The following is an 18,134-nucleotide window of genomic DNA, read 5'->3' on the forward strand; positions in this document are numbered from 1 at the left end:
GCATCTAAGTCGAGTTCTGTGTTTTCTGTCATCTCAGGGTATTTTCGATATACGTATTTGAGCAAGGTATCTATCGGTTTGTCATTATGAAGCTTCTTTATTTCTTTAGCCTCCTGAAACAGATCCTCGTACTTTTCCTTCTTCGTCATCGCTAATGCAAGCTGGACTCCCTGATTGGTTAATCGATAGACGTGCTTCTCATGGCCGGCTCGGGTTTTTTCCGTTTCCATCTCGATATATCCTTGGTCTTGGAGTTTATCGAGAGTGGAGGCGAGATCGGGTGAGAAGGGGCCGTATTTGTCTGCCTTGTATGAAAAGGTTTCAGGCAGATTGGTCTCCTCCTGAGCTAAGAACACTAACTTTTGGAATCGAGTCGCACCATCAATCGACTCGCCCCCGATGTGTAGTAACGCAATCGGGAGTAACCCTGATTTAGTCATGTATGATGCTCAAACTGCCTTGTCAATTACGTGGAGTCCAAGCATAAATAGGTAGGTCGTTCATAAGGTGCTTTTTATAATGTCGTTATGCACTCTTTCCAGTTATCCTCCAGTCCAAACAGAGGCTATGTGAATTTTACCGTCAGACATGCATACACGCCCGTAACGCGTCATATATATCTACTCCTCTAATGACCTTAGCATCGGTGCCCATGGCGTGCGGTCGCTCGCCATCAGGCGAGAGACCGTTATGGGCTATGAGGGGTTGATGTACCATTGAGTACGGGAGGGGGTACGCAATATGCAACGGTACAATCCGACCGCTGTATGGTGGTCAAATTGAGCATACGTTGCACTCGATTCGATACCTCACCTTCTACCGTTTACCGACTCCCTTCGTTCATCCTGAACCAAACAAGAGAACAGTGCTACCTCTCTTTTCCCGGGGAAAGAGCCTATCTAAGTCATGCAACGGAAATCGACTCACGAGCGACGACGTGCAAGGACGGTGGTCTGAATATGGGAACAAAGCACTACTGCTTGCTCGATAACGGCGGCACTGGGGCCCGACACTACGAAATTGCCGAGAGCCGCGTGCCCCTCGACGTGCTCCCGGAGTATGGCCTGGTCGAGCGGGCAGCGAGCGGGCCGGCTATCCATAGATTTCCTGCGCCCGTCGAGCTAGGAGACGACCCGGAGAACCCACTACCGATGCGGCCGGCGTGCCGATCGGGTCGCCAGCCCTACCGGACTGACCACTTGGGACGTGAGGAGACAAAGGAGTATAAGCGCGTGACCATCGCGCGGCGACTCCCATTCGACAGCTACACTCTCTGTAGCAACCCCGAGTGCTTTCGCGGGATTACCGTCAGGGACGGATAGAGTGGCTAGTTGAAAACCCATAGGTGCTGACACAGACGGACTACTGAAGAGAGAGTGTGATTTCAGCGGGCCAGGCAATCGCTGATATCTAACCCTCTGTCGAGGAGAAACAGATACTACATTCATCTTGACTGATTATAACTCCGCTCCTCTGGGAGGACCTCCGAGACTACAGTTACCTTGACTTAGTGTCATCCTCCCCGGATAATCGTCATTTCACCAACAGTGGGTGCCGGCTCAGAGTGGATAGGTTCCAGCGGACAGTTGCTCCAATAGTGTCTTCAGTTCTATTACTTCAAGCGTCTTGCCCGTCCCTACGTTGTCAAAGACCTGCGGGTCCAACACCAGCTCATGTGTGGTTCCATAGTATCTAATTGAAGGCCCATTCTTCTTTGAGAGCGTGCCGTTCTGAGAACGGCACTTCTGTTTGTCAATCTCCCAACAAACGAGCACGTCCATGTGACTGTAGAATTTTTGATGTATGTCGATGTCTGAAATTAGGTCCTCTCCTTTCAATTTGTACTCCACCACTACAGTCTCTTCAATGGGGTCGTCATTTTCTGTCAACTGTATTCTCGACCCAATCTCATCCAGTGGTATGGAGTACTCAAATATCGAATCGTAGGTACTGTACGACGATGCAGTCAGGCATGAATAGTACTCCAAAAGCCCAGAGGCAATTAGCTCATGGAAGATGGCTACAACGTCCTGTTCACTCGTCGGTTCATTGACGAAGTTGAACGAATCAGGCAGACACGAATAATTTAGGTCAGTTCGGTTGGCCGTATGCTTGCTGATGAACTGGTTCTTCTGTTTCGCCAACTTCTGTATATTCTGCTGAACGACTGGATCTTTGACCGCCTTCTGTATCAGGGACGTAGATACCTCTTGCTTGAAAGAGTCCGAAGCACATTCGCGGTACAGGGCCTTTCGACGCCCCACTACGGACTTCCTTCCCTCATCGAATTCGAGGCGATTGTCCATGATTACGACGTGTAGATTTGCCCAATACCCGATACTATCACTACTCGGTGGACTAACGGTGACGGCTGTGGGCATCCCTTTCACCGCCAACTCTACGGATGCTTGCATGTCATACTCTTTCAACTTCTCGACGGGTGTGCTCGGGTCGTCACAGAGCCCAAGTGAATGTGAGGCCTTTCTATACCAAGCCCGAGGGGATATGAACGCTAAATAGTAGAGCTTGATACCGCTTGAGGACTCCCACACCCCACGGTGGTAGAGCGCGCTTCCCCCGATGTTTGTATTCGAGTTTACATGTTCTTGCGCCTCGTCGCGAGATAACAGTGTAGTCGCAGTTGGGCTGTCTTCTTCGGCAATCTGAACCGGACCGTGGTACCTGAGTTTCGATCCCTCTGTTTCATCGTACGAGTCGGACTCAGTGTCCGTCGTATTAATGAACTCAACATCGATATCATCGATTCTGAGGCTGTCGAATACAGGGTACTCCAGAATGTCGTACAGATACCCCACGGCTGTTTTCGTCCGAAGGAGATGGAGAAATCGCTTGCTAGTCATCTCGTCCGCAAAGATATCGGTGTAGTCCGACTCGACCTTCCGAATACCGACCATTTCCACCTCTGTGTACCTATCCGGACTATTATTTGCGATCTCCTGGGGGTCACTCTGTGGTTGTTCCTTTATATGTTGGCCTTGGACATCTTGAATCCAGTCGTACATGTTCTGGATTCGATCCTCGTATACCCCAGTACCGTCGGAGGTCTCGATTCTGAAATCGCTGCAGGAGCAGATTTGATAAGTCAGGCCATTTCCCAACTCCCCGATCTCGGACGTTCCGGTCGAAATACCGTCCTTGTGACTTCCACCCTTGAGAACTGCCCAGTCCAACTCGTCCAAACTCATTCCAATCCCGTTATCCCGGATTCGAATCGCCCGCTCGGGCTTGATACGCTCTACGATCAGTTTTCCCGTGTATGCGTTCCTGACATCCTCATCTGCATCAGCTATGTCGTCTTGGTCGATACCCAGCTCATTACTCAATGCAGCGTACCAGCGACTCCGAGCGTTCTCCTTGTAATCGGTTGACGCCCACGTTTCGTAGTCTGTATCGTGTTTGTTTTTGTCCTCCTTGACAACAGCATCTGATGCAGTTTCGATGGCATCGATCAAATCGCCCTCAGAAATCCCGAGCTCTTGAGCAAGCTCATATCGGTACCTGCGATTTATTCCATCTAGCGCGTTCTGCACCCCTTCAGCCAAACTGTCCCAAGGGTGCCCATAGTCATTTAAAAGATTCTGTGCTTGTTTCCTTATGAGTCGGTTATCATTCTGACCAAAAAGACTCTTTCCAGACATAGTCAGGATTACCCGAGCCGCTGTAATAAAGCTACGTCCGTGTTTATCCCATCGATTTTGCGTAATCCACCCCGCGTCTCTCGATAGTAATGGTTGCTCCGGACCGCGAAATACGCGCGGTCTATTCAGAACAACGGTCAGGACATATCATCGGTTGAAGATCTTCACAGGTCGATAGAGTCTGTTACTAATCCACCGTCACCGTTTCTTCAACATCTATCTCGTAGTAGCTGGGGACGCTCAACATCTCGGCGATCTCCCGCTTTTGCCTGAGGGTTAAATCCTCGCGAGTGAGCACTTGGCGGATACCGCTATCGATACGCCAGGCGAATTCGGCGGACTGCATGAGCGCCGTGGTCTTGTTGCAGTCCCAGAAGTCAGCAGCGTGCTCGATGGTGTCTTCGCGGCGGGCGTGCTTGCCGTCAGTCCGGATTCGCATACCCGACCGCTCGTACACACGGGGGCGTAAACCAGGGGTAGCTCAGGTAACTTAAACCGAATTCGTATATAAAGAACGACGTAGCCCATGATCATCGCGGTTGGACGTCCACCACTGGGTCGTTCGAGCCGGCCCGAATATGCACACGGCCTGGTCGGACTCGTGTGCATATCGGAGCGAGCCCATATCTCGACGTGCAACCGCCAGGTTTTGAAGTTAGCCACGGCGTAGAATTGCCTACATTGTTATCAGATGGAGGCTATCTATATCTGATATGGGTCCACAGATACCGTTCGCACAGATTCTCGCAGATCGATTTGATAAGGAAACTGAGCGAATCAAAGCAGAGTTTGAATCTGAATATAGTCAACATGATCATCCCGGCCTAAAAGGCGATGAGGGAGAAGACATCGTTAAAGATTTCCTCAGACAATATTTGCCACAGAGTTACGGCTTCGCAAATGGACAAATAATCGATAGCGGGGGAGGCCAATCAAGAGAGATTGACATAGCTATCTGTAATGAGTATCATCCATTTACATACGTGGGTGATGGTAGAGGGATTCTCTTCGCTGAATGCGTTGAAGCCTGTGTTGAGGTGAAGTCTGTATTGAACAAATCCCATTTAGAGAAGGCGGTTGACAACTGTGCTTCTGTCCGTGAATTAAATGTAATGTCAAGTAAGGTAGCGAGTAAGAGAGATCCCTCAAGGACTATTGACCGGGTGCAAACAACTCCGTATGCCATTTTTGCATTCAAATCGAGTTTCTCTATCGAGACCCTTGAGGACAAAATTCGAGAGGTAAACGACGAAAAAGAGATTGGAGAAGAGGAAGCGATTGATCTGATATTTGTACTTGATAAGGGCCTTCTCGTCAATCTCAGAAAAAGTGAGTACGGTTCAGTGGCCGATCTCGCAGAAGGATATACTTCTCTCTACTCCAAGCCTGCGTTGCTTATGCTGCTGATTCATCTTTCGGATATTGTGCCACGGATCCAATCGCCACCAAATATCCTCAGAGAATATCTTCGAGTTGATAAATATTGAATGGTCTCAAAGAGGTTTTCTATGGCTAATTCAGCCATTAGATACGTTGTGGGAATTCTAGTCTGAAGGAGAATGACGTGTTAAAATTCGACAATCCTTCACTTTCACTTCCACCCTACCCTAGGCTAACAAACTTTCTTCCCCCGGTCTGCGGCTATATTGGAATGAGTCAAGTAGAAACGAGCCGACTCGTGACGTTCGAAACCGACAAACGAGAGTTGTTAGCCATCATGGCTGGTCGTGGGGAATACGACCGCCGGACTATCTATCAGGGAAGCGTTGACGGACGATACGCAGTCGTTCCCGTCGACGAGCTCGTAGACAACGATGCTGAAAGTTCGCTTGATGGGCTCGATGACGCGGAATTGCTTCTACAGGAGATGCAAATCGTCGGTGATACGGTGGACATTCTGGACGACGGTGATGCGGAGATTACCCTGTCGAAGGGAACGAAGCAAGTCGAGCGAATGGATAGGCGGGGGACGTACGGGCTACTCTGGATTCCGGCCGAGTAGTCACTCTGGTTGTGGTTCCTCGCGGAGATCTTCCTGACCCGCCAGGAAGCCTCTCCCCTTGGAGGTAATTCGATACACGCCACGACCTACTTTGTCAACAAGGCCGATTTTCAACAATAGTCGAAGTCGACGACCCGCAGTTTTTCGGTGAAAGTCGAACTCCCCATCCTCAATTATCGAAGATGGCGTCCCGTCCCCTTCGCTATCCAAGTACTCTAGTAACCGCTCATCTACGGCCTGCATCCACGGTGCAGGACGGCGAATTGCCATAATCTAAAACATACTCGTGGCCGCTTTTAGGCTCTGGTAAGGGACATATTGGCAGCCAATGGCCACTAGTCAATTGCCGTAGGCAATCTATTTGTACCTCCTGGGTATGAGTTTACTACGTGCCAACCGACCCGCTGCTAATCGGCAGGGGGAGTTCCCGGAGAAATGGCCGGGAATTCGGTTGCACAAGATGAACGCATGACAGCCATCGAAATTCGGGGGCAAAAATCAGGCCCTCACGGCCAGGGGTCCGTCTAACGATGGACCCGAGTAGTCTGTCGCCACGTGAAGCCTGGCAGCGATACATGGACCGACGCCAGGCAGAGATCACCGAAGCGTCGGTGCAAACCTACGATTACCGGCTAAAGCTGTGGGTGGAGTGGTGCGAGGAACAGGGAATCGAGACAGTCGCAGATCTCACCGGCTGGACATTCGAGCAATACGAAAGCTACCGCTCCGGCCAGGGACTTGCACCGTCGTCCCTCCATAACGAGATGGAGACGCTGCAGGGGCACATCGCCTATCTTGAGCGTATCGAGGCTGTGGGCGATGGGCTGGCCGAGAAGGTCCACGTCCCGGATGTTCCGGAGGCAGACCGCTCTCGGGACACGATGTTGACGACCGATGCGGCCCTCTCGTTGATTCGCCACTACCGCGAGAGTGACGTGTTCGGCTGTCGGCACCACGCCTTCCTCGAACTGGCCTGGCACACGGCCGCCCGGCTCGGTGCGCTCCGGTCCCTGGACCTGCGCGATTTTGACCGGGAAAACCAGCACATCGAGTTCGTTCACCGGCCCGACACGGATACGCCGCTGAAGAACAAGACGAACGGCGAGCGGATGGTTAGCCTCCGAGAGCCGGTCTGTAAGGCGGTAAGTCGCTATATCCAGCACTACCGCAAGGACACCCACGACGACCACGGGCGTCAGCCCCTATTCACGTCGGCGCACGGTGGCCGCCCGTCGAAGAACACGTTCCGAGGCTGGTCGTATCAGGCGACCCAACCCTGTCTTCACGGGCCGTGTCCGCACGGGTACGACCGCGAGACGTGCGACTTCCGGAACTACACAGAAGCGAGCAAGTGCCCGTCGTCTCGGTCGCCTCACCACATCCGAACCGGTTCGATCACCTGGCACCGAGATCGTGGCGTCCCGAAAGAAGTCACGTCAGAACGAGCGAACGCGTCGGAAGGCATCGTCGACGAATTCTACGACAAGGCATCGAAGCGCGAGCGGATGGATTTCCGCCGCCGTCCCCACCTCGACAAACTCGAAATCGACCAATGACCCCTACGTTTCACCTCGACAACGAGAGCCGAACCGAACCCGCGAAACGCGACATGTTGCTAACCGGGTGGTCCCATCGATTTTGCGACGAACGGACGTGAGGAGTAAATCGATCAAGAGCAGCCGGATTCGAAGTAGACCAGTCGCGCGCAGCGTAGCGAGCACGTCTGGGCGTAGTGAGGATCCGGGTGGTCCCATCCGCTTTTCAGAGCAACATGGACCGAGAAGTCACGAAGAGTCGATAGCGGCGTCGAGGCGGTCGCGGTCACGCCCGCGGAGTCGTTCGACAGCGTCCTTGGCCGTTTCGGCTTCCGCTTCCGACAGAAGGCCGGCGACGTCGTCTGGATCGGGGCAGCGCGTTATCCGTCGGAGCATCTCTTCCATCGTCTCGTCGTCCTCCCTGTGGGCTCGAAGCCACTCGTAGTACTCCTCAGAGATGTGGATGTCCTCACCCATGCGATCTATTCAGTGATATTGGTCAAAGAGTTTTCTGGTGGGACCTCCGGCACCCTGACCGGCCCACCAAGTATGAGGTGAAATCGACGGCGACGTCTATCGGACAGAAGTATAACAGTGACGGGCGCTTCCGTGTTTGGAAGGGTCAGACACGGTCGCTCATCGCCGCAGATGCGAATGCCGTCGCGTGGTACGCGTCCGTCCTACTCGACGAGGAGAACGCGCAGATCCGGATTCAACGCAAGAAGCCCTCGACGGTCAATGCGATCGTTCAGGAATGCGGTGGTGGAATCGATCTGGACACGAAACGATGGGGCGACGGCGCGAGTTGCTACGGGCGTCTGGGAAACCAGGCGGCGTCTCAGATGACAACGATGGTCGCCATGAAGCTCCAGAGGACGATTCCGAGGAGGTAGAACGTGAGGATCACTCGATTGTTCGTTGGGAGTGAGGATCCGACGTACAGCGGTGATGTGGAGGAATCCACCTCCGTATAGTTGCTTTGTCCACCGTCTCCACCGCCATCCATCGTCATGGCCGGGCCGCTTCCAGTCCGTGCATGGAGAAGGGAGAACACGAACAGGGACGCGATCAGCAGCAGGGCGATGGCTCGGCCAAAGAGATACGTGAGCGGGACAACCGTTACACCCGCTGCAACAACGGTGTATGCGAGGAGAGCAGAGGCGAGCGGACTTCGTTCCATAGCTCAATGCAATGAGTGGAGGCCAAAAGTTTTGTGAAGCAATTGACGTCTGATTACACACAGTAGCGAATCCCTGCGACCTCCTATTCGGCGCAAGTCGGCCACTGATGCCTGGACTCACCCTCGATTTCTCCGCAGCCCGTCTTCCCAACCCACTTCGCGGAGAAGCCCTATCACCCACCATGACCGAAGACGGACCGGCGCTGACGGTCGACGAGTTCGTCGACTACTGCCGGACGCAGGCGGGCCTGCTCTCGGGGCACATCGAGACCATCGGGACCGAAGCCGACGAGTTGCTGGACGAGATCGACGCGGAGATGGCCGAGATCCGCGAGCAACTCGACGACGGGGACGGGTCGGTCCAGCGCACGAGCGCGCCCGCGTCGACCGACGGGCCGGACGAACCGGAGGAGACTGGCGTCGACGTCGCGGCCCTGGAGGAGCGCGAGGCAGACCTGGCGTCGAAACAGAAGTTGGTCGAGGCCAAGCAGGCGCGGATGCGGGCCTATCAGGATCTGGCCGCCGGCTACACCGCGCTGGCCGGGGAACTAGAGTCCGAGGCGGGAGATGGCCAGGCGGCGATGACGCGGGTGGTGGAGTTCGAGGCCGAGGAGGACGCGCCGGCGTATTTCGAGGAGCAGACCGTGCTGGAGGCCGCCGTGGAATCGGCCGACGACAACGGCGAGGCGTAAGGACGATCGAATCCGACCCAACGGTCAGCCGTGGGCCTCGTGCAACGTGTTCTCGATGGTGATCTGGACGTCGTCGACGGAGGCGGTGACGTCGAGGGCGACGAAGACGGCAGCCGAGTCCGCGTGGGCCCGGACGACGATGCCGTGGTCGAGGAACGTGACGAACGTGCCGACCTCGCCGAGCCAGAGCATGTCCGCCAGCAGGTCGCGTTCGAGGAAGTCGATGTGGTAGTAGTCGAACAGGGAGTCGGCCTCGTCCTCGACGCCGTCGAGGCCGCCGTGTTGCTCGGCCACGTCGTCGGCGACGTGCAGGAGCTGGTAGGACTGGGCGTCGAACTCCGCGATCACCTGCAGGTCGTCGGCCGCGACCGACTCCAGCGCCTCCGCCAGCGCGTCCGCCGGTGGGCCGACGATGGTCGACGCTCGCTTGAAGGGCATCGTTCACGATCGATCGCCACGTATCCGGTTAACGATTGAGCCTATACTGTTAGGAAGTGGCAGCAGTCCGGCATTCTACCGGCCAGGAGCCGGTCGGCTGTCGACGCCGGTGGATGGACGCGGTGTGGCGAGCGCCGTCAGGGGTCCACCGTGACGACGACCTTCCCCTGGTGTTCGCCGCCCTCGACGTACCGGTAGGCCTCCTGCACCTCGTCGAAGCCGAAGGTGCGGTCGACCACGGGCTCCATCTCGCTGGCGGCCATGGCCCGGAGCATCCGGTCGAACATCGCACGAGAACCGACGCCCATCACGCCCTCGATGGTGAGTGCTTTGCCGAGCGCCGGAGAGGGGTCGACCTGACCGCCCGGGCCGGCGAGGACGCCGATGAGGTGGACGTGGCCGCCGAACGCTGCGGCGTCGAGCGACTGGTCGAGCGTTCCCACGCCACCGACCTCGACGACGTGGTCGACGCCGCCGACGCGCTCCTGGACGGCCTGGCCCCACTCCGGGGTCGCCTCGTAGTTGACCGTCTCGTCGGCGCCCAGGTCGCGGGCCCGCTCCAGTTTCGCGTCGCTGGAGGAGGTGACGACCGTGCTGGCGCCGTGTAACTCGGCGAACTGGAGCGCGAACGTCGAGACGCCGCCGGTCCCCAGCGCGAGGACGGACTCGCCGGCACCCAGGTCGCCGTCTTCCACGAGGGCGCGCCACGCCGTGAGACCGGCACACGACAGCGTCGCCCCCTGCTCGTAGGAGAGATAGTCGGGGAGGACGGCGAGGCTCTCGGCGGGGAAGGTGGCGTACTCCGCGAGCGCGCCGTCGACGTTGCCGCCCGTCGAGCGGCCGATCTTCTGCGGAGTGGCCTCGCCGTCGATCCAGTCGGGGGCGAACGGGGTCGCGACCCGGTCACCGGCCGAGAGCCGGTGAACCTCGTCCCCGACCGCGACGACTTCGCCGGCGCCGTCGGAGAGGGGGACCACCGGGAGGTCAGTCTGTGGGTAGAACAGCTCTGAACTGGCGATGGCCAGGTCGCGGTAGTTGAGCGAACAGGCCCGAATTCGGACGAGCGCCTCGTCGGCGGCCGGCGCTGGTCGGTCGCGTTCGGTCCGCACGACGCCGTCGTAGTCGCTGGTAGCCTCCTGTGCTTCGTACAGTTTCATTCCACGTGGAACAAAGGTCTCCCCCATGTTCGGCGTTCCGGTCCGGACGGATGGGTGAACGGACCCGCGCCGGGAGTCGCCAGGAAGTTACTCCCGATACCGGTCGGGGACGTGGTGGTCGACGGACGCGGGGACGTGGCCGGCGACGACCGGGGCGAGGGCGGCGAGTCGGCGCCGCAGGAGCCCGTAGGTGACGCCGATGGCCAGGGCCGCTGCCGCCGCCCACCGGAACGGGCCGTCGAGGGCGACGAGCAGTGGCGCCCCGAGGCCCACCGAGAGCAGGACGTCCTCGGGGGCGCCGTCGTAGCGGACCCACCGCTTGGGCCGTCGCCACCGGCCCCTGGCGTGGTCGTAGACGGCGCGGTCCGACCCGTTCTCCCAGGGGCGCAGTTCCAGGCCGCCGCCGTAGCGGTCCATCTGGCAGTGGAGCGCGGCGCCGGCGAAGAGGAACGCCGCGGCGACCAGCGGCGGCGTCGCCAGGACGAGCGCGAGAGAGCCGACTGCGACCGCAGCGAGGCCGTAACCGACCGGGTAGTGCAGCGTCCGCCGGTGGCCGGCGTACAGGTCGAGGTCGGGGAGGACGGCCCCGGCCAGCGCACCAGCGAGCGCGACGGGCGCGAACTCCGGGGCCAGCGCGACCAGCGGCGCCGCGATCGCCAGGCCGGTCAGCGCGTGCGTCGGCAGCATCATAGAACGATCGAGGGGAGTGAGCGAAATAAGGTCGTCGGCGGTCGCCGTCCAGAAGGCCACCGAGACGGTCCGCGGCCAACTCCGGGAGCGCCGCGTCGGCCTTCGCGTGGTCGGAACGACCCTACGGCGTCCGCTCGCCGGCGGGAATCGTCGTCTCCAGCCAGTTCTCCTCGGGCGGCAGCGGACAGGAGAAGCTCTCGCTGAACGCACAGAACGGCGTGTAGGCGAGGTTGAAGTCCAGCGTCACCTCGTCACCGTCTGCCAGGCTGCCCTCGGTCTCGAGTTCCATGTACCGACCGGCGTGGTAGCTCTGCTGGCCCGTCGTCTTGTCGCGGAAGGGGACGAACAGGGCCGCCGACTCCTCGCCCTCGCGCCGATAGCCGTCGAGTTCGACGGAGTCGCCGTCGACGTCGAACGAGAACGTGACGACGCGGAGGTATCGGACGGTCCGGTCGTCCGTCGTATCCAGGTCGACGGCGTCGGGGTCGTCGTGGACCGTGGCCGTCGCCGCGACGCGGTAGTCCGGATCCGGCGGGAAGTAGTCGAGGCCGTCGAACTCCTCGCGCTCCCCCGGCGGGATCGGTGACTGGCGATGCTCGGCCAGGAACTGGTCCTTCTCCGCCCGGTTAGCTTCGAGGCGGTCGGCCCAGTCGTCGGCGTCGCTCATACCGATGCTACCGGCTCCGGTCGTTTCAGTCCGACGGCTCGGACCGGCGAGCCAGTCGGGCGAGCGATGGCCGCGTGGCCGCCCCGTACACGCTGATTTCCCCGCCGTAGTGTCCGTATACCGCCGGCCGGCGACGGGATGTAAGCTATCGTCGACGGGCGCGAGACGGTGCGGCGCGCCCCACCACGGCGAAGGCGACCCGTTCCGGGGCCTCGCAAAATGGATCTGGAGCGCCGACCGTGACGGCAGGCGACCCGGGAGGGGCAGTCGAATGGTCCGGTACTCGCAGGCGATCCCTTTTCACGGAGACCGAGCCGCTATCTGGCGTATAACAAGGGACCTGTCCCTCCTGCGTGTTACTGTGGTCGCGACGCGCGGCCAGCCCGGTGAAAGGGTCGCTCAGCCTGGTAGAGCATCCACGACCGCCGTGGGTGGCCGGCAACGGTCTCGGTGGTTCGAATCCACCCCCTTTCGTCCGCGCACGGGTGGTGTAATGGCAACATGCGGTCGGTCCACGACCGAGCTGGAGGTTCGACTCCTCCCCCCTGCATTCCTCTTCCCGTGGTGTCTGTGTCGCTGGCGTTCGTTCTGTAGGGCGAGGAGTATCGGTGGCAGTTTGTGTAACTTGGTGAATTCGAGTTGTCGACGTGATCGGAGACAGCAAGACCTCGAAAGCCCTCGGCGCGCTCTGGTCGCGGGGACCGCCCTGCGCTCCTCGCTTCGCTCCGGTGCTTGGGGGTCCCGGCTTCCCCGAGCCCGCCTCGCCCTTTCATTCCGCCAGGGACTGCATTGCTCGCGCCACAGGGGCGCTCGCGATTAGGACCACCAGACCTCCCCGGTCGCTCGCCGGACGGCGAGCGACACGCTTCCTGACCGCTCCACCGTCAGAACGGAGTTCTGACGAGCATCGCCTCACTACGCTCGGCTCAACGCAACCGCCCGGCCGGGAGCGCGTTTCATCGCGCGACCCACCGAAAGACTCGGCACACCTCGTCTTTCGAGCCCACACTCGCTTCGCTCGCGTGGAAGGGGAAGGGCAGGGCTGCGGTGCTGTGCTGGCCTGGGGTCCTGCCGAGCGTAGCGAGGCAGGGCTCGTCAGAGCAAGCTCTGACGGTGGACTGAAAGGGCGAGGGACGGTCCGGGAACCCCGGACCCGTAAGCACCGACGGCGCGCAGCGGGTCCGCGGGATCCTCGTGAGCGAAGCGAACGAGGGCTCGAAAGACGAGCGAAGCGAGTCTTTCGGTGCTGGAGCGCGCCGAGGGCTTTCGAGACATTGCTGAATCCGTTGTCCACTTCAGAGAGCGCGCCGCGGGCTTTCTGGGTCGTGCTGTCGTCGATCGTTGCGCTAGTGCAACCGAGAACCACCCATTCACAACACACCCTAACAGGGCGAAGCGATCCGGAGCCGAATCATTAGAAATCCCACACGATTATTACGCGCGCGACGCGACGGGTAGAACGTGCAAGCGCTGGACCGTCGGGCGGTCGTCTGCGCGCTAGCCCTGCTCGCCGTGCTCGGCGGCGTGAGCGGCGGCGCCGTGGCGCAGGCGACCGACACCCCAGCGGCGAACGAGACGGTCCAGCACGAGCGGCCGGAGGCGGCCGGTGAGTCGGGCGACCTCAAGGAGCTCCAGCGGTGGCTCGACGGGCGGTTGAGCGGGCAGCTGGGGTCGAGTACGGTGGCCCTGAGCGAGGGCGAGTACGAGCGGGCCAGGGCGATGCTCGGCGACGACTACGACGAGCGCCTCGAACAGTACGTCGACGTCGCGGGGGAGACTGGCGAAGGCGAGGACACGGGCGAGACGTACCGTGACGTGCGGGAGTCACAGCGCGACCTGGCGACGCAGGCCGAGCGGTTCGAGAGCGCCAGCGAGCGCTACGAGCGAGCGCGCGAGAACGGCAACGAGACCGCCGCGCGGCAGGCGGCCCGCGAGATGAACCGGCTGGGCGACCGGATCGGTCGAAGCGGGGCGAACACGACGCGGGGCTACGTCACCCTGGAGAACCAGACGGGCGTCGACACGGACCCGGAGCGGGCCGTCGTCCAGAATCTCACCGCGGACGTCAGCGAGCGCCGGCAGGCGGTGCGACAGGCTACCTTCGTCGAGACCGAACTCACGGTACTCGAGGCGACGCGGACCATCTCCTTCACCGACCCGCTGGAGTTGACCGGCCGGCTGACGGCCGAGAGCGGGACGGCGGTGGCGAACCGCGAGGTGACCATCGCGGTCGCCGACCGGCCCCACTCCACGACCACCGACGCGGAGGGGCGGTTCACCGTCAGCTACCGACCGCGAACGCTCCGGGCGAACGCGACGAGCGTCGAGGTGGCGTACGTTCCGCGGAACGAGTCGGCGTATCTCGGGTCGAACGCGAGCGGGCCCGTCGACGTCCAGCAGGTCGAGCCGACGATCACGGTCCGCGAACACACCGAAGAGACGAGTTTCGGGGAGCCCGCCGGCGCGATCGTCGCGGTCACCGTCGACGGCCGGCCGGTGGACGGCGTGCCCGTCGTCGCCGACGTCGCGGGCCAGCGGGTCGGGCGAGCGACCACCAACGACGAGGGCGCGGTCCGCGTCGACGGCCCGCTGCCCGCGGCGGTGCCCGCCGGCGACCAGGAACTGCGCGTCGCCGTCCCGCTCCGGGACCGGGCCATCGCGGCCGCCGACGAGCAGGTCACCACGACGGTCGACGAAACCGGGACGGCCCTGAACGTCAGCGGCGAGCGCCAGGGGAGCGAGGCGACGGTCAGCGGCCGGCTGGTCACCGACGACGGTCGGCCGGTCGAGGGCCAGCAGGTCCAGCTCTCACGAAACGGGACCGTCGTCACCACCGTCGAGACCGGGCCGAACGGGAGGTACGCCGCGACGGTCCCGCTGGCGCCGCAGGATGCGGCGCCGAGCGGTCGGGTCCAGATGGCGGCGAGTTTCGACGGGGCGGGGACGAACCTCGACGCCGCTCGCGCGACCACGACGGTCGACGTCGGCCAGGCCGGGTCCGAGGGAGCGAGCGGGCTCCTGCAGGGATGGTTCCCGGGCGACGGCTCCCTGTCCGTCCTGGTCGGCCTCGGCGTGGCCGTTCTCGGGCTGGTGCTCCTGGGCGTCTGGCTGGTCCGGCGCCGGGGTTCGAACCCGGACGAGGAGCGCGACGGCGCGCCAGCGGTGAGCCAGTCGACCACGGAGCCGACCGACGAGTCGCCCGACCGCGCGCCCGCCATCGAGCGCGCCGAGACGTTCCTCGAACGCGGCGCCGCGGGGGCGGCTGTCCGGGCGGCATACGCGGCCATCCGCGAGCGGTACGCCCCCGACGAGGCGCCCCGGACGCACGCGGAACTCGTGGCGACCACCGAGTCCCTCGGGGAGGACGAACGGCAGGCGTTCGAGCGCGTCACGCGGGCCTACGAGCGGGAGGCGTTCGCGCGCGGGAGCGTCGACGAGCACGGGGCTCGCGACGCGCTGGATGCCGCAGGAGAACTGGTCGAGCGTCGGCAGTCCTAGACTGCCCAGCGGAAAATCGACGGTCTATCGGGTGAACGCGAACTGTTCGCCGTCGACGTCGCCGGAGACGCCACGGTCGTTCCGCAGCCGATCCAGTTTCTCGTCGGTCGCCCGCAGTCGTTCGACGGCCGGCCGGAGGTCCTCGAAGCCGGGAGAGCGGACGACGTCGCCGCTCCGGACGTCGAACTCGAGGACGCCGTGTTGCTCGAGTCTGGGGAGGTGGTTGTGGTGGAGCGATATCTTGACCTGCCGCCGCGCCGCCTCGTCGACCGAGGTGACGGATTCGTCCCGCTCCCAGGCCGCGAGCTGCACGGAGAGAGAGTCGATATCGGTGTACTCGTTCGAGAGGAGATAGTACAGCGCGAGCCGTCGCCGCGACTTTCCGAGCACTGCGCTGAGTCGATCGTCTGTGACTGGTGACCCCGCCATAGCTACCTGATGGAGTATGCCCTCCCTTACAACACGATTGCCTAACCAGTTAGGGACGATCCGACGCGCGTCTGACGTCTCGCGACACTGCCGAGTTCTTCCCCCTCGGAACCGCTCTCGGGGATCGAGGGGGGTTCGGCCAGGAGTGACCCGGGAAGCGACCGCCGTGGGCTCCCGGCCTGCGGTCCCTTACCCCCACGTCCAGCGGGCGTCGAGGACGTACCGGTAGAGCCCGCTGACGCCGATGGCGACCGCGTTAGCGAACAGGTAGGAGATGGCCTGCCACTCGACCAGAACGAACAGCACTGCGAGCTGGATGGGGATGGCCGTCCCGCGCACCACGTTCGTCTTCACCAGGCCGGTCAGGTAGTCGACCCGGCCCGTGTTCCGGGAGGCGCGAAACGTCCAGGCGTTGTTGAGCACGTACGAGAGGACGATGGTGATCTCGATGGCGATGGTCGCCCCGACCAGGTAGTTGAGCCCGCCGGCGTCGACGAACGTCCACAGCAACACCATCTGGACCCCGGCCGCGACGGTGCCGACGGCGACGAACTTGCGCAGTTGCGGCGCGATGGGCCCGTCCAGGAGGTTGCGCAGCAGCTCCCGGACCATTATCGATAGCCGAGCGCCTCCAGTCGTGCCCCGAGGTCGTCGCCGACCTCGTCGGTCGTCGAGCGCTCGGTCCGGTCGCGGAGGCGGGCGGCGTGGGCGTCGACGAGGGGTGCGAACCGGTCTATCACCGCCGCCGCCTCCTCGGTCGGGTCCGTCGACAGGTCCTCGTGCTGGGTCGGGTCGTCGGGCCGGTAGTACAGTTCGGTCGTCGCCGCGTCGACGTTCTCGACGTAGGTCCACTCGCGGTCCCGGACGCTGACCAGCAGGTCGCCGTCGTCGAGCGAGCGGGGGATGGGCTGGGACGTCACGTCCTCACCGCGGACCGTGACGGAGACGACCGGGTCGTCGTCGGGGGACTCGCCGTCGAGGACGCTCGACGCGAGGCTCGTCCCCGCCCACTCCTCGGGCGCGTCGACGTCGAGCAGGTCGACCACCGTCGGCGGGACGTCGTCGAGGCCGACCTGTCCGTCGATCCGCCGGCCCTCGGCGCCGGGGACGTCGACGAGAAGCGGGACACCGATTAGTTCGTCGTAGAGCTTCGGGTAGTGGGCGAGGTGGCCGTGCTCCTGGAACTCCTCGCCGTGGTCGCCCGCCACGACGACGGCGGTGTCGTCGGCGACGTCGTTCGCGGAGAGCACCTCGAGGAGGCGACCGATACTGGCGTCGACCTGCCGCACCGCGGCCTGGTACAGCGTTCGCAGATCCGCCAGGGTCCGCTCGCCGACGTCCCAGCCCAGCCCGGTTCGCGTGTGCGCGTGGAGCATCCGGTGGGTCCCGAGGCGGTCCGAGGACACCTCACGGATGTAGCGAGGCGCGGGGACGTACGGGGTGTGTGCGTCCATGTAGTGGACCCAGAGGAAGAAGGGGCCCTCGGTCTCCGCGACGAACTCGGTCGCGGCGTGTTCGACGTCGAACATGCGCGAGGTGTCCAGGAACGGCCGGTCGTCGGTGTTGCCGCGCAGCCAGGAACCGAGCCGCCGGACCGGCGAGGTCGCGAGCTGGAGCCACGCCTCGACCGTCGGGTGGGTCGCGAGGTAGCGACTGTAGAGGCTGGAGCCGACGCTGGCGACGAAGGGCTCGAACGCGTCGAAGCCGTCGTCGTACCCCCAGTGAGAGGTGAGAAAGCCGTTGGCGGCGTTGAACCCGCCCGTCGACAGGCCGGCCTCGGAGAGCGTCCGCGCGAGCGTGGGCGCGCCGTCGACGCCGATCTGGCCCGTGTCGGCGAACACCGGCCGCGACCCCAGTAGCGAGGGAAAGGAGAAGGGGGTCCAGTTGCCAGTCGCGAACGCGCGCTCGAAGACGGTGCCGCGCTCGGCGAGCGAATCGAGCACCGGCGTGTGCCGGGCGTCGTCGTAGGCGCCGATAGCGTCCGCTCGCAGCGAGTCGACCGTCACCAGAACGACGTTCGAGGGTGCTGTAGCAGGAGTCATAGTCGAACGTGGGACGTGTCGCTCGGCCCGCGTCCGGCGTGTTCACCCGCGGGCAGTCGACGACTGGGCCGTCGTAACTGCCGCTGGCGGTGAGTGCGTACCGTCCCGACCGGCCGGGGCGTCAGAACCGCCACGATACTACTGA

19 protein-coding genes and 1 tRNA gene are annotated in these 18,134 nt (G+C 61.9%); 7 read left to right on the forward strand and 13 right to left on the reverse strand.

Features of this window, described 5'->3' with window-relative positions:
* The 3 genes from AC5FRV_RS13520 to AC5FRV_RS13530 form a co-directional block, all read right to left on the reverse strand.
* The coding region (locus AC5FRV_RS13520) for a PadR family transcriptional regulator (protein WP_493561618.1) at nucleotides 1-440 on the reverse strand (440 nt) is incomplete at its 3' end.
* Between the two features lie 1,119 nt (nucleotides 441-1,559).
* Nucleotides 1,560-3,659, reverse strand: a complete 2,100-nt coding sequence (locus tag AC5FRV_RS13525; RefSeq protein ID WP_493561619.1) for an ATP-binding protein — start codon at nucleotides 3,657-3,659, stop codon at nucleotides 1,560-1,562.
* 187 nt (nucleotides 3,660-3,846) lie between these two features.
* Nucleotides 3,847-4,098 (reverse strand): DUF7692 domain-containing protein, encoded by a 252-nt coding sequence (locus AC5FRV_RS13530; RefSeq protein WP_493561620.1) that lies wholly within the window; start codon nucleotides 4,096-4,098, stop codon nucleotides 3,847-3,849.
* A gap of 274 nt (nucleotides 4,099-4,372) precedes the next feature.
* On the opposite strand from AC5FRV_RS13530, the gene AC5FRV_RS13535 reads away from it, so the two are divergent.
* Together AC5FRV_RS13535 and AC5FRV_RS13540 are read left to right on the forward strand one after the other, a co-directional pair.
* Nucleotides 4,373-5,146, forward strand: a complete 774-nt coding sequence (locus AC5FRV_RS13535; RefSeq protein ID WP_493561621.1) for a DUF6602 domain-containing protein — start codon at nucleotides 4,373-4,375, stop codon at nucleotides 5,144-5,146.
* A gap of 164 nt (nucleotides 5,147-5,310) precedes the next feature.
* Entirely contained in the window at nucleotides 5,311-5,661 is a 351-nt protein-coding gene (locus tag AC5FRV_RS13540; RefSeq protein WP_493561622.1) for a hypothetical protein, read from the forward strand.
* Here AC5FRV_RS13540 and AC5FRV_RS13545 read toward each other — a convergent pair whose 3' ends face one another.
* Nucleotides 5,662-5,931: a winged helix-turn-helix domain-containing protein gene (locus AC5FRV_RS13545; protein ID WP_493561623.1), complete on the reverse strand. Its 270-nt coding sequence runs from the start codon at nucleotides 5,929-5,931 to the stop codon at nucleotides 5,662-5,664.
* A 305-nt stretch (nucleotides 5,932-6,236) separates the two neighbouring features.
* Here AC5FRV_RS13545 and AC5FRV_RS13550 point away from each other — a divergent pair, with 305 nt between their 5' ends.
* Nucleotides 6,237-7,217 carry a tyrosine-type recombinase/integrase gene (locus AC5FRV_RS13550; protein WP_493561624.1) on the forward strand — a complete coding sequence of 327 codons (981 nt, stop codon included), beginning with the start codon at nucleotides 6,237-6,239 and terminating at the stop codon, nucleotides 7,215-7,217.
* Nucleotides 7,218-7,445: 228 nt separating this feature from the next.
* Here AC5FRV_RS13550 and AC5FRV_RS13555 read toward each other — a convergent pair whose 3' ends face one another.
* On the reverse strand, nucleotides 7,446-7,673 hold the full coding sequence (locus tag AC5FRV_RS13555) for a hypothetical protein (protein ID WP_493561625.1): 228 nt from the start codon (nucleotides 7,671-7,673) through the stop codon (nucleotides 7,446-7,448).
* A 17-nt stretch (nucleotides 7,674-7,690) separates the two neighbouring features.
* Here AC5FRV_RS13555 and AC5FRV_RS13560 point away from each other — a divergent pair, with 17 nt between their 5' ends.
* Entirely contained in the window at nucleotides 7,691-8,089 is a 399-nt protein-coding gene (locus AC5FRV_RS13560; RefSeq protein WP_493561856.1) for a PD-(D/E)XK family putative nuclease, read from the forward strand.
* Here the strand turns inward: AC5FRV_RS13560 and AC5FRV_RS13565 are convergent.
* On the reverse strand, nucleotides 8,035-8,376 hold the full coding sequence (locus tag AC5FRV_RS13565) for a DUF8070 family membrane protein (protein WP_493561626.1): 342 nt from the start codon (nucleotides 8,374-8,376) through the stop codon (nucleotides 8,035-8,037). The two genes, AC5FRV_RS13560 and AC5FRV_RS13565, sit on opposite strands and share 55 nt — an antisense overlap.
* Nucleotides 8,377-8,558: 182 nt before the next feature.
* Between AC5FRV_RS13565 and AC5FRV_RS13570 the strand changes: the two genes are divergently transcribed.
* Nucleotides 8,559-9,068: a hypothetical protein gene (locus AC5FRV_RS13570; RefSeq protein WP_493561627.1), complete on the forward strand. Its 510-nt coding sequence runs from the start codon at nucleotides 8,559-8,561 to the stop codon at nucleotides 9,066-9,068.
* 24 nt (nucleotides 9,069-9,092) lie between these two features.
* Here AC5FRV_RS13570 and AC5FRV_RS13575 read toward each other — a convergent pair whose 3' ends face one another.
* The 4 genes from AC5FRV_RS13575 to AC5FRV_RS13590 all read right to left on the reverse strand — a co-directional run bounded on the left by AC5FRV_RS13575 (nucleotide 9,093) and on the right by AC5FRV_RS13590 (nucleotide 12,020).
* Nucleotides 9,093-9,506 carry a DUF7522 family protein gene (locus AC5FRV_RS13575; RefSeq protein WP_493561628.1) on the reverse strand — a complete coding sequence of 138 codons (414 nt, stop codon included), beginning with the start codon at nucleotides 9,504-9,506 and terminating at the stop codon, nucleotides 9,093-9,095.
* 137 nt (nucleotides 9,507-9,643) lie between these two features.
* On the reverse strand, nucleotides 9,644-10,663 hold the full coding sequence (locus AC5FRV_RS13580) for a zinc-dependent alcohol dehydrogenase family protein (RefSeq protein ID WP_493561629.1): 1,020 nt from the start codon (nucleotides 10,661-10,663) through the stop codon (nucleotides 9,644-9,646).
* A gap of 87 nt (nucleotides 10,664-10,750) precedes the next feature.
* A complete protein-coding gene (locus tag AC5FRV_RS13585; RefSeq protein ID WP_493561630.1) occupies nucleotides 10,751-11,353 on the reverse strand; it encodes a metal-dependent hydrolase in 603 nt (200 codons plus the stop codon).
* A gap of 121 nt (nucleotides 11,354-11,474) precedes the next feature.
* Nucleotides 11,475-12,020 carry a DUF1684 domain-containing protein gene (locus tag AC5FRV_RS13590; protein WP_493561631.1) on the reverse strand — a complete coding sequence of 182 codons (546 nt, stop codon included), beginning with the start codon at nucleotides 12,018-12,020 and terminating at the stop codon, nucleotides 11,475-11,477.
* Nucleotides 12,021-12,408: 388 nt separating this feature from the next.
* Here AC5FRV_RS13590 and AC5FRV_RS13595 point away from each other — a divergent pair.
* Nucleotides 12,409-12,494: transfer RNA gene (locus AC5FRV_RS13595), tRNA-OTHER, on the forward strand.
* Nucleotides 12,495-13,481: 987 nt separating this feature from the next.
* On the forward strand, nucleotides 13,482-15,518 hold the full coding sequence (locus AC5FRV_RS13600) for a hypothetical protein (RefSeq protein WP_493561632.1): 2,037 nt from the start codon (nucleotides 13,482-13,484) through the stop codon (nucleotides 15,516-15,518).
* Between the two features lie 24 nt (nucleotides 15,519-15,542).
* Here AC5FRV_RS13600 and AC5FRV_RS13605 read toward each other — a convergent pair whose 3' ends face one another.
* The 3 genes from AC5FRV_RS13605 to AC5FRV_RS13615 all read right to left on the reverse strand — a co-directional run bounded on the left by AC5FRV_RS13605 (nucleotide 15,543) and on the right by AC5FRV_RS13615 (nucleotide 17,989).
* Entirely contained in the window at nucleotides 15,543-15,947 is a 405-nt protein-coding gene (locus tag AC5FRV_RS13605) for a DUF7344 domain-containing protein (RefSeq protein ID WP_493561633.1), read from the reverse strand.
* A gap of 189 nt (nucleotides 15,948-16,136) precedes the next feature.
* On the reverse strand, nucleotides 16,137-16,559 hold the full coding sequence (locus AC5FRV_RS13610) for a GtrA family protein (protein ID WP_493561634.1): 423 nt from the start codon (nucleotides 16,557-16,559) through the stop codon (nucleotides 16,137-16,139).
* Nucleotides 16,559-17,989 carry a sulfatase gene (locus AC5FRV_RS13615; protein ID WP_493561635.1) on the reverse strand — a complete coding sequence of 477 codons (1,431 nt, stop codon included), beginning with the start codon at nucleotides 17,987-17,989 and terminating at the stop codon, nucleotides 16,559-16,561. Before AC5FRV_RS13615 ends, AC5FRV_RS13610 begins: the two co-directional genes overlap by 1 nt.
* Between the last annotated feature and the right edge of the window lie 145 nt (nucleotides 17,990-18,134).

The sequence above is a fragment of the Halomicrobium sp. HArcel3 genome (genome assembly GCF_058933135.1).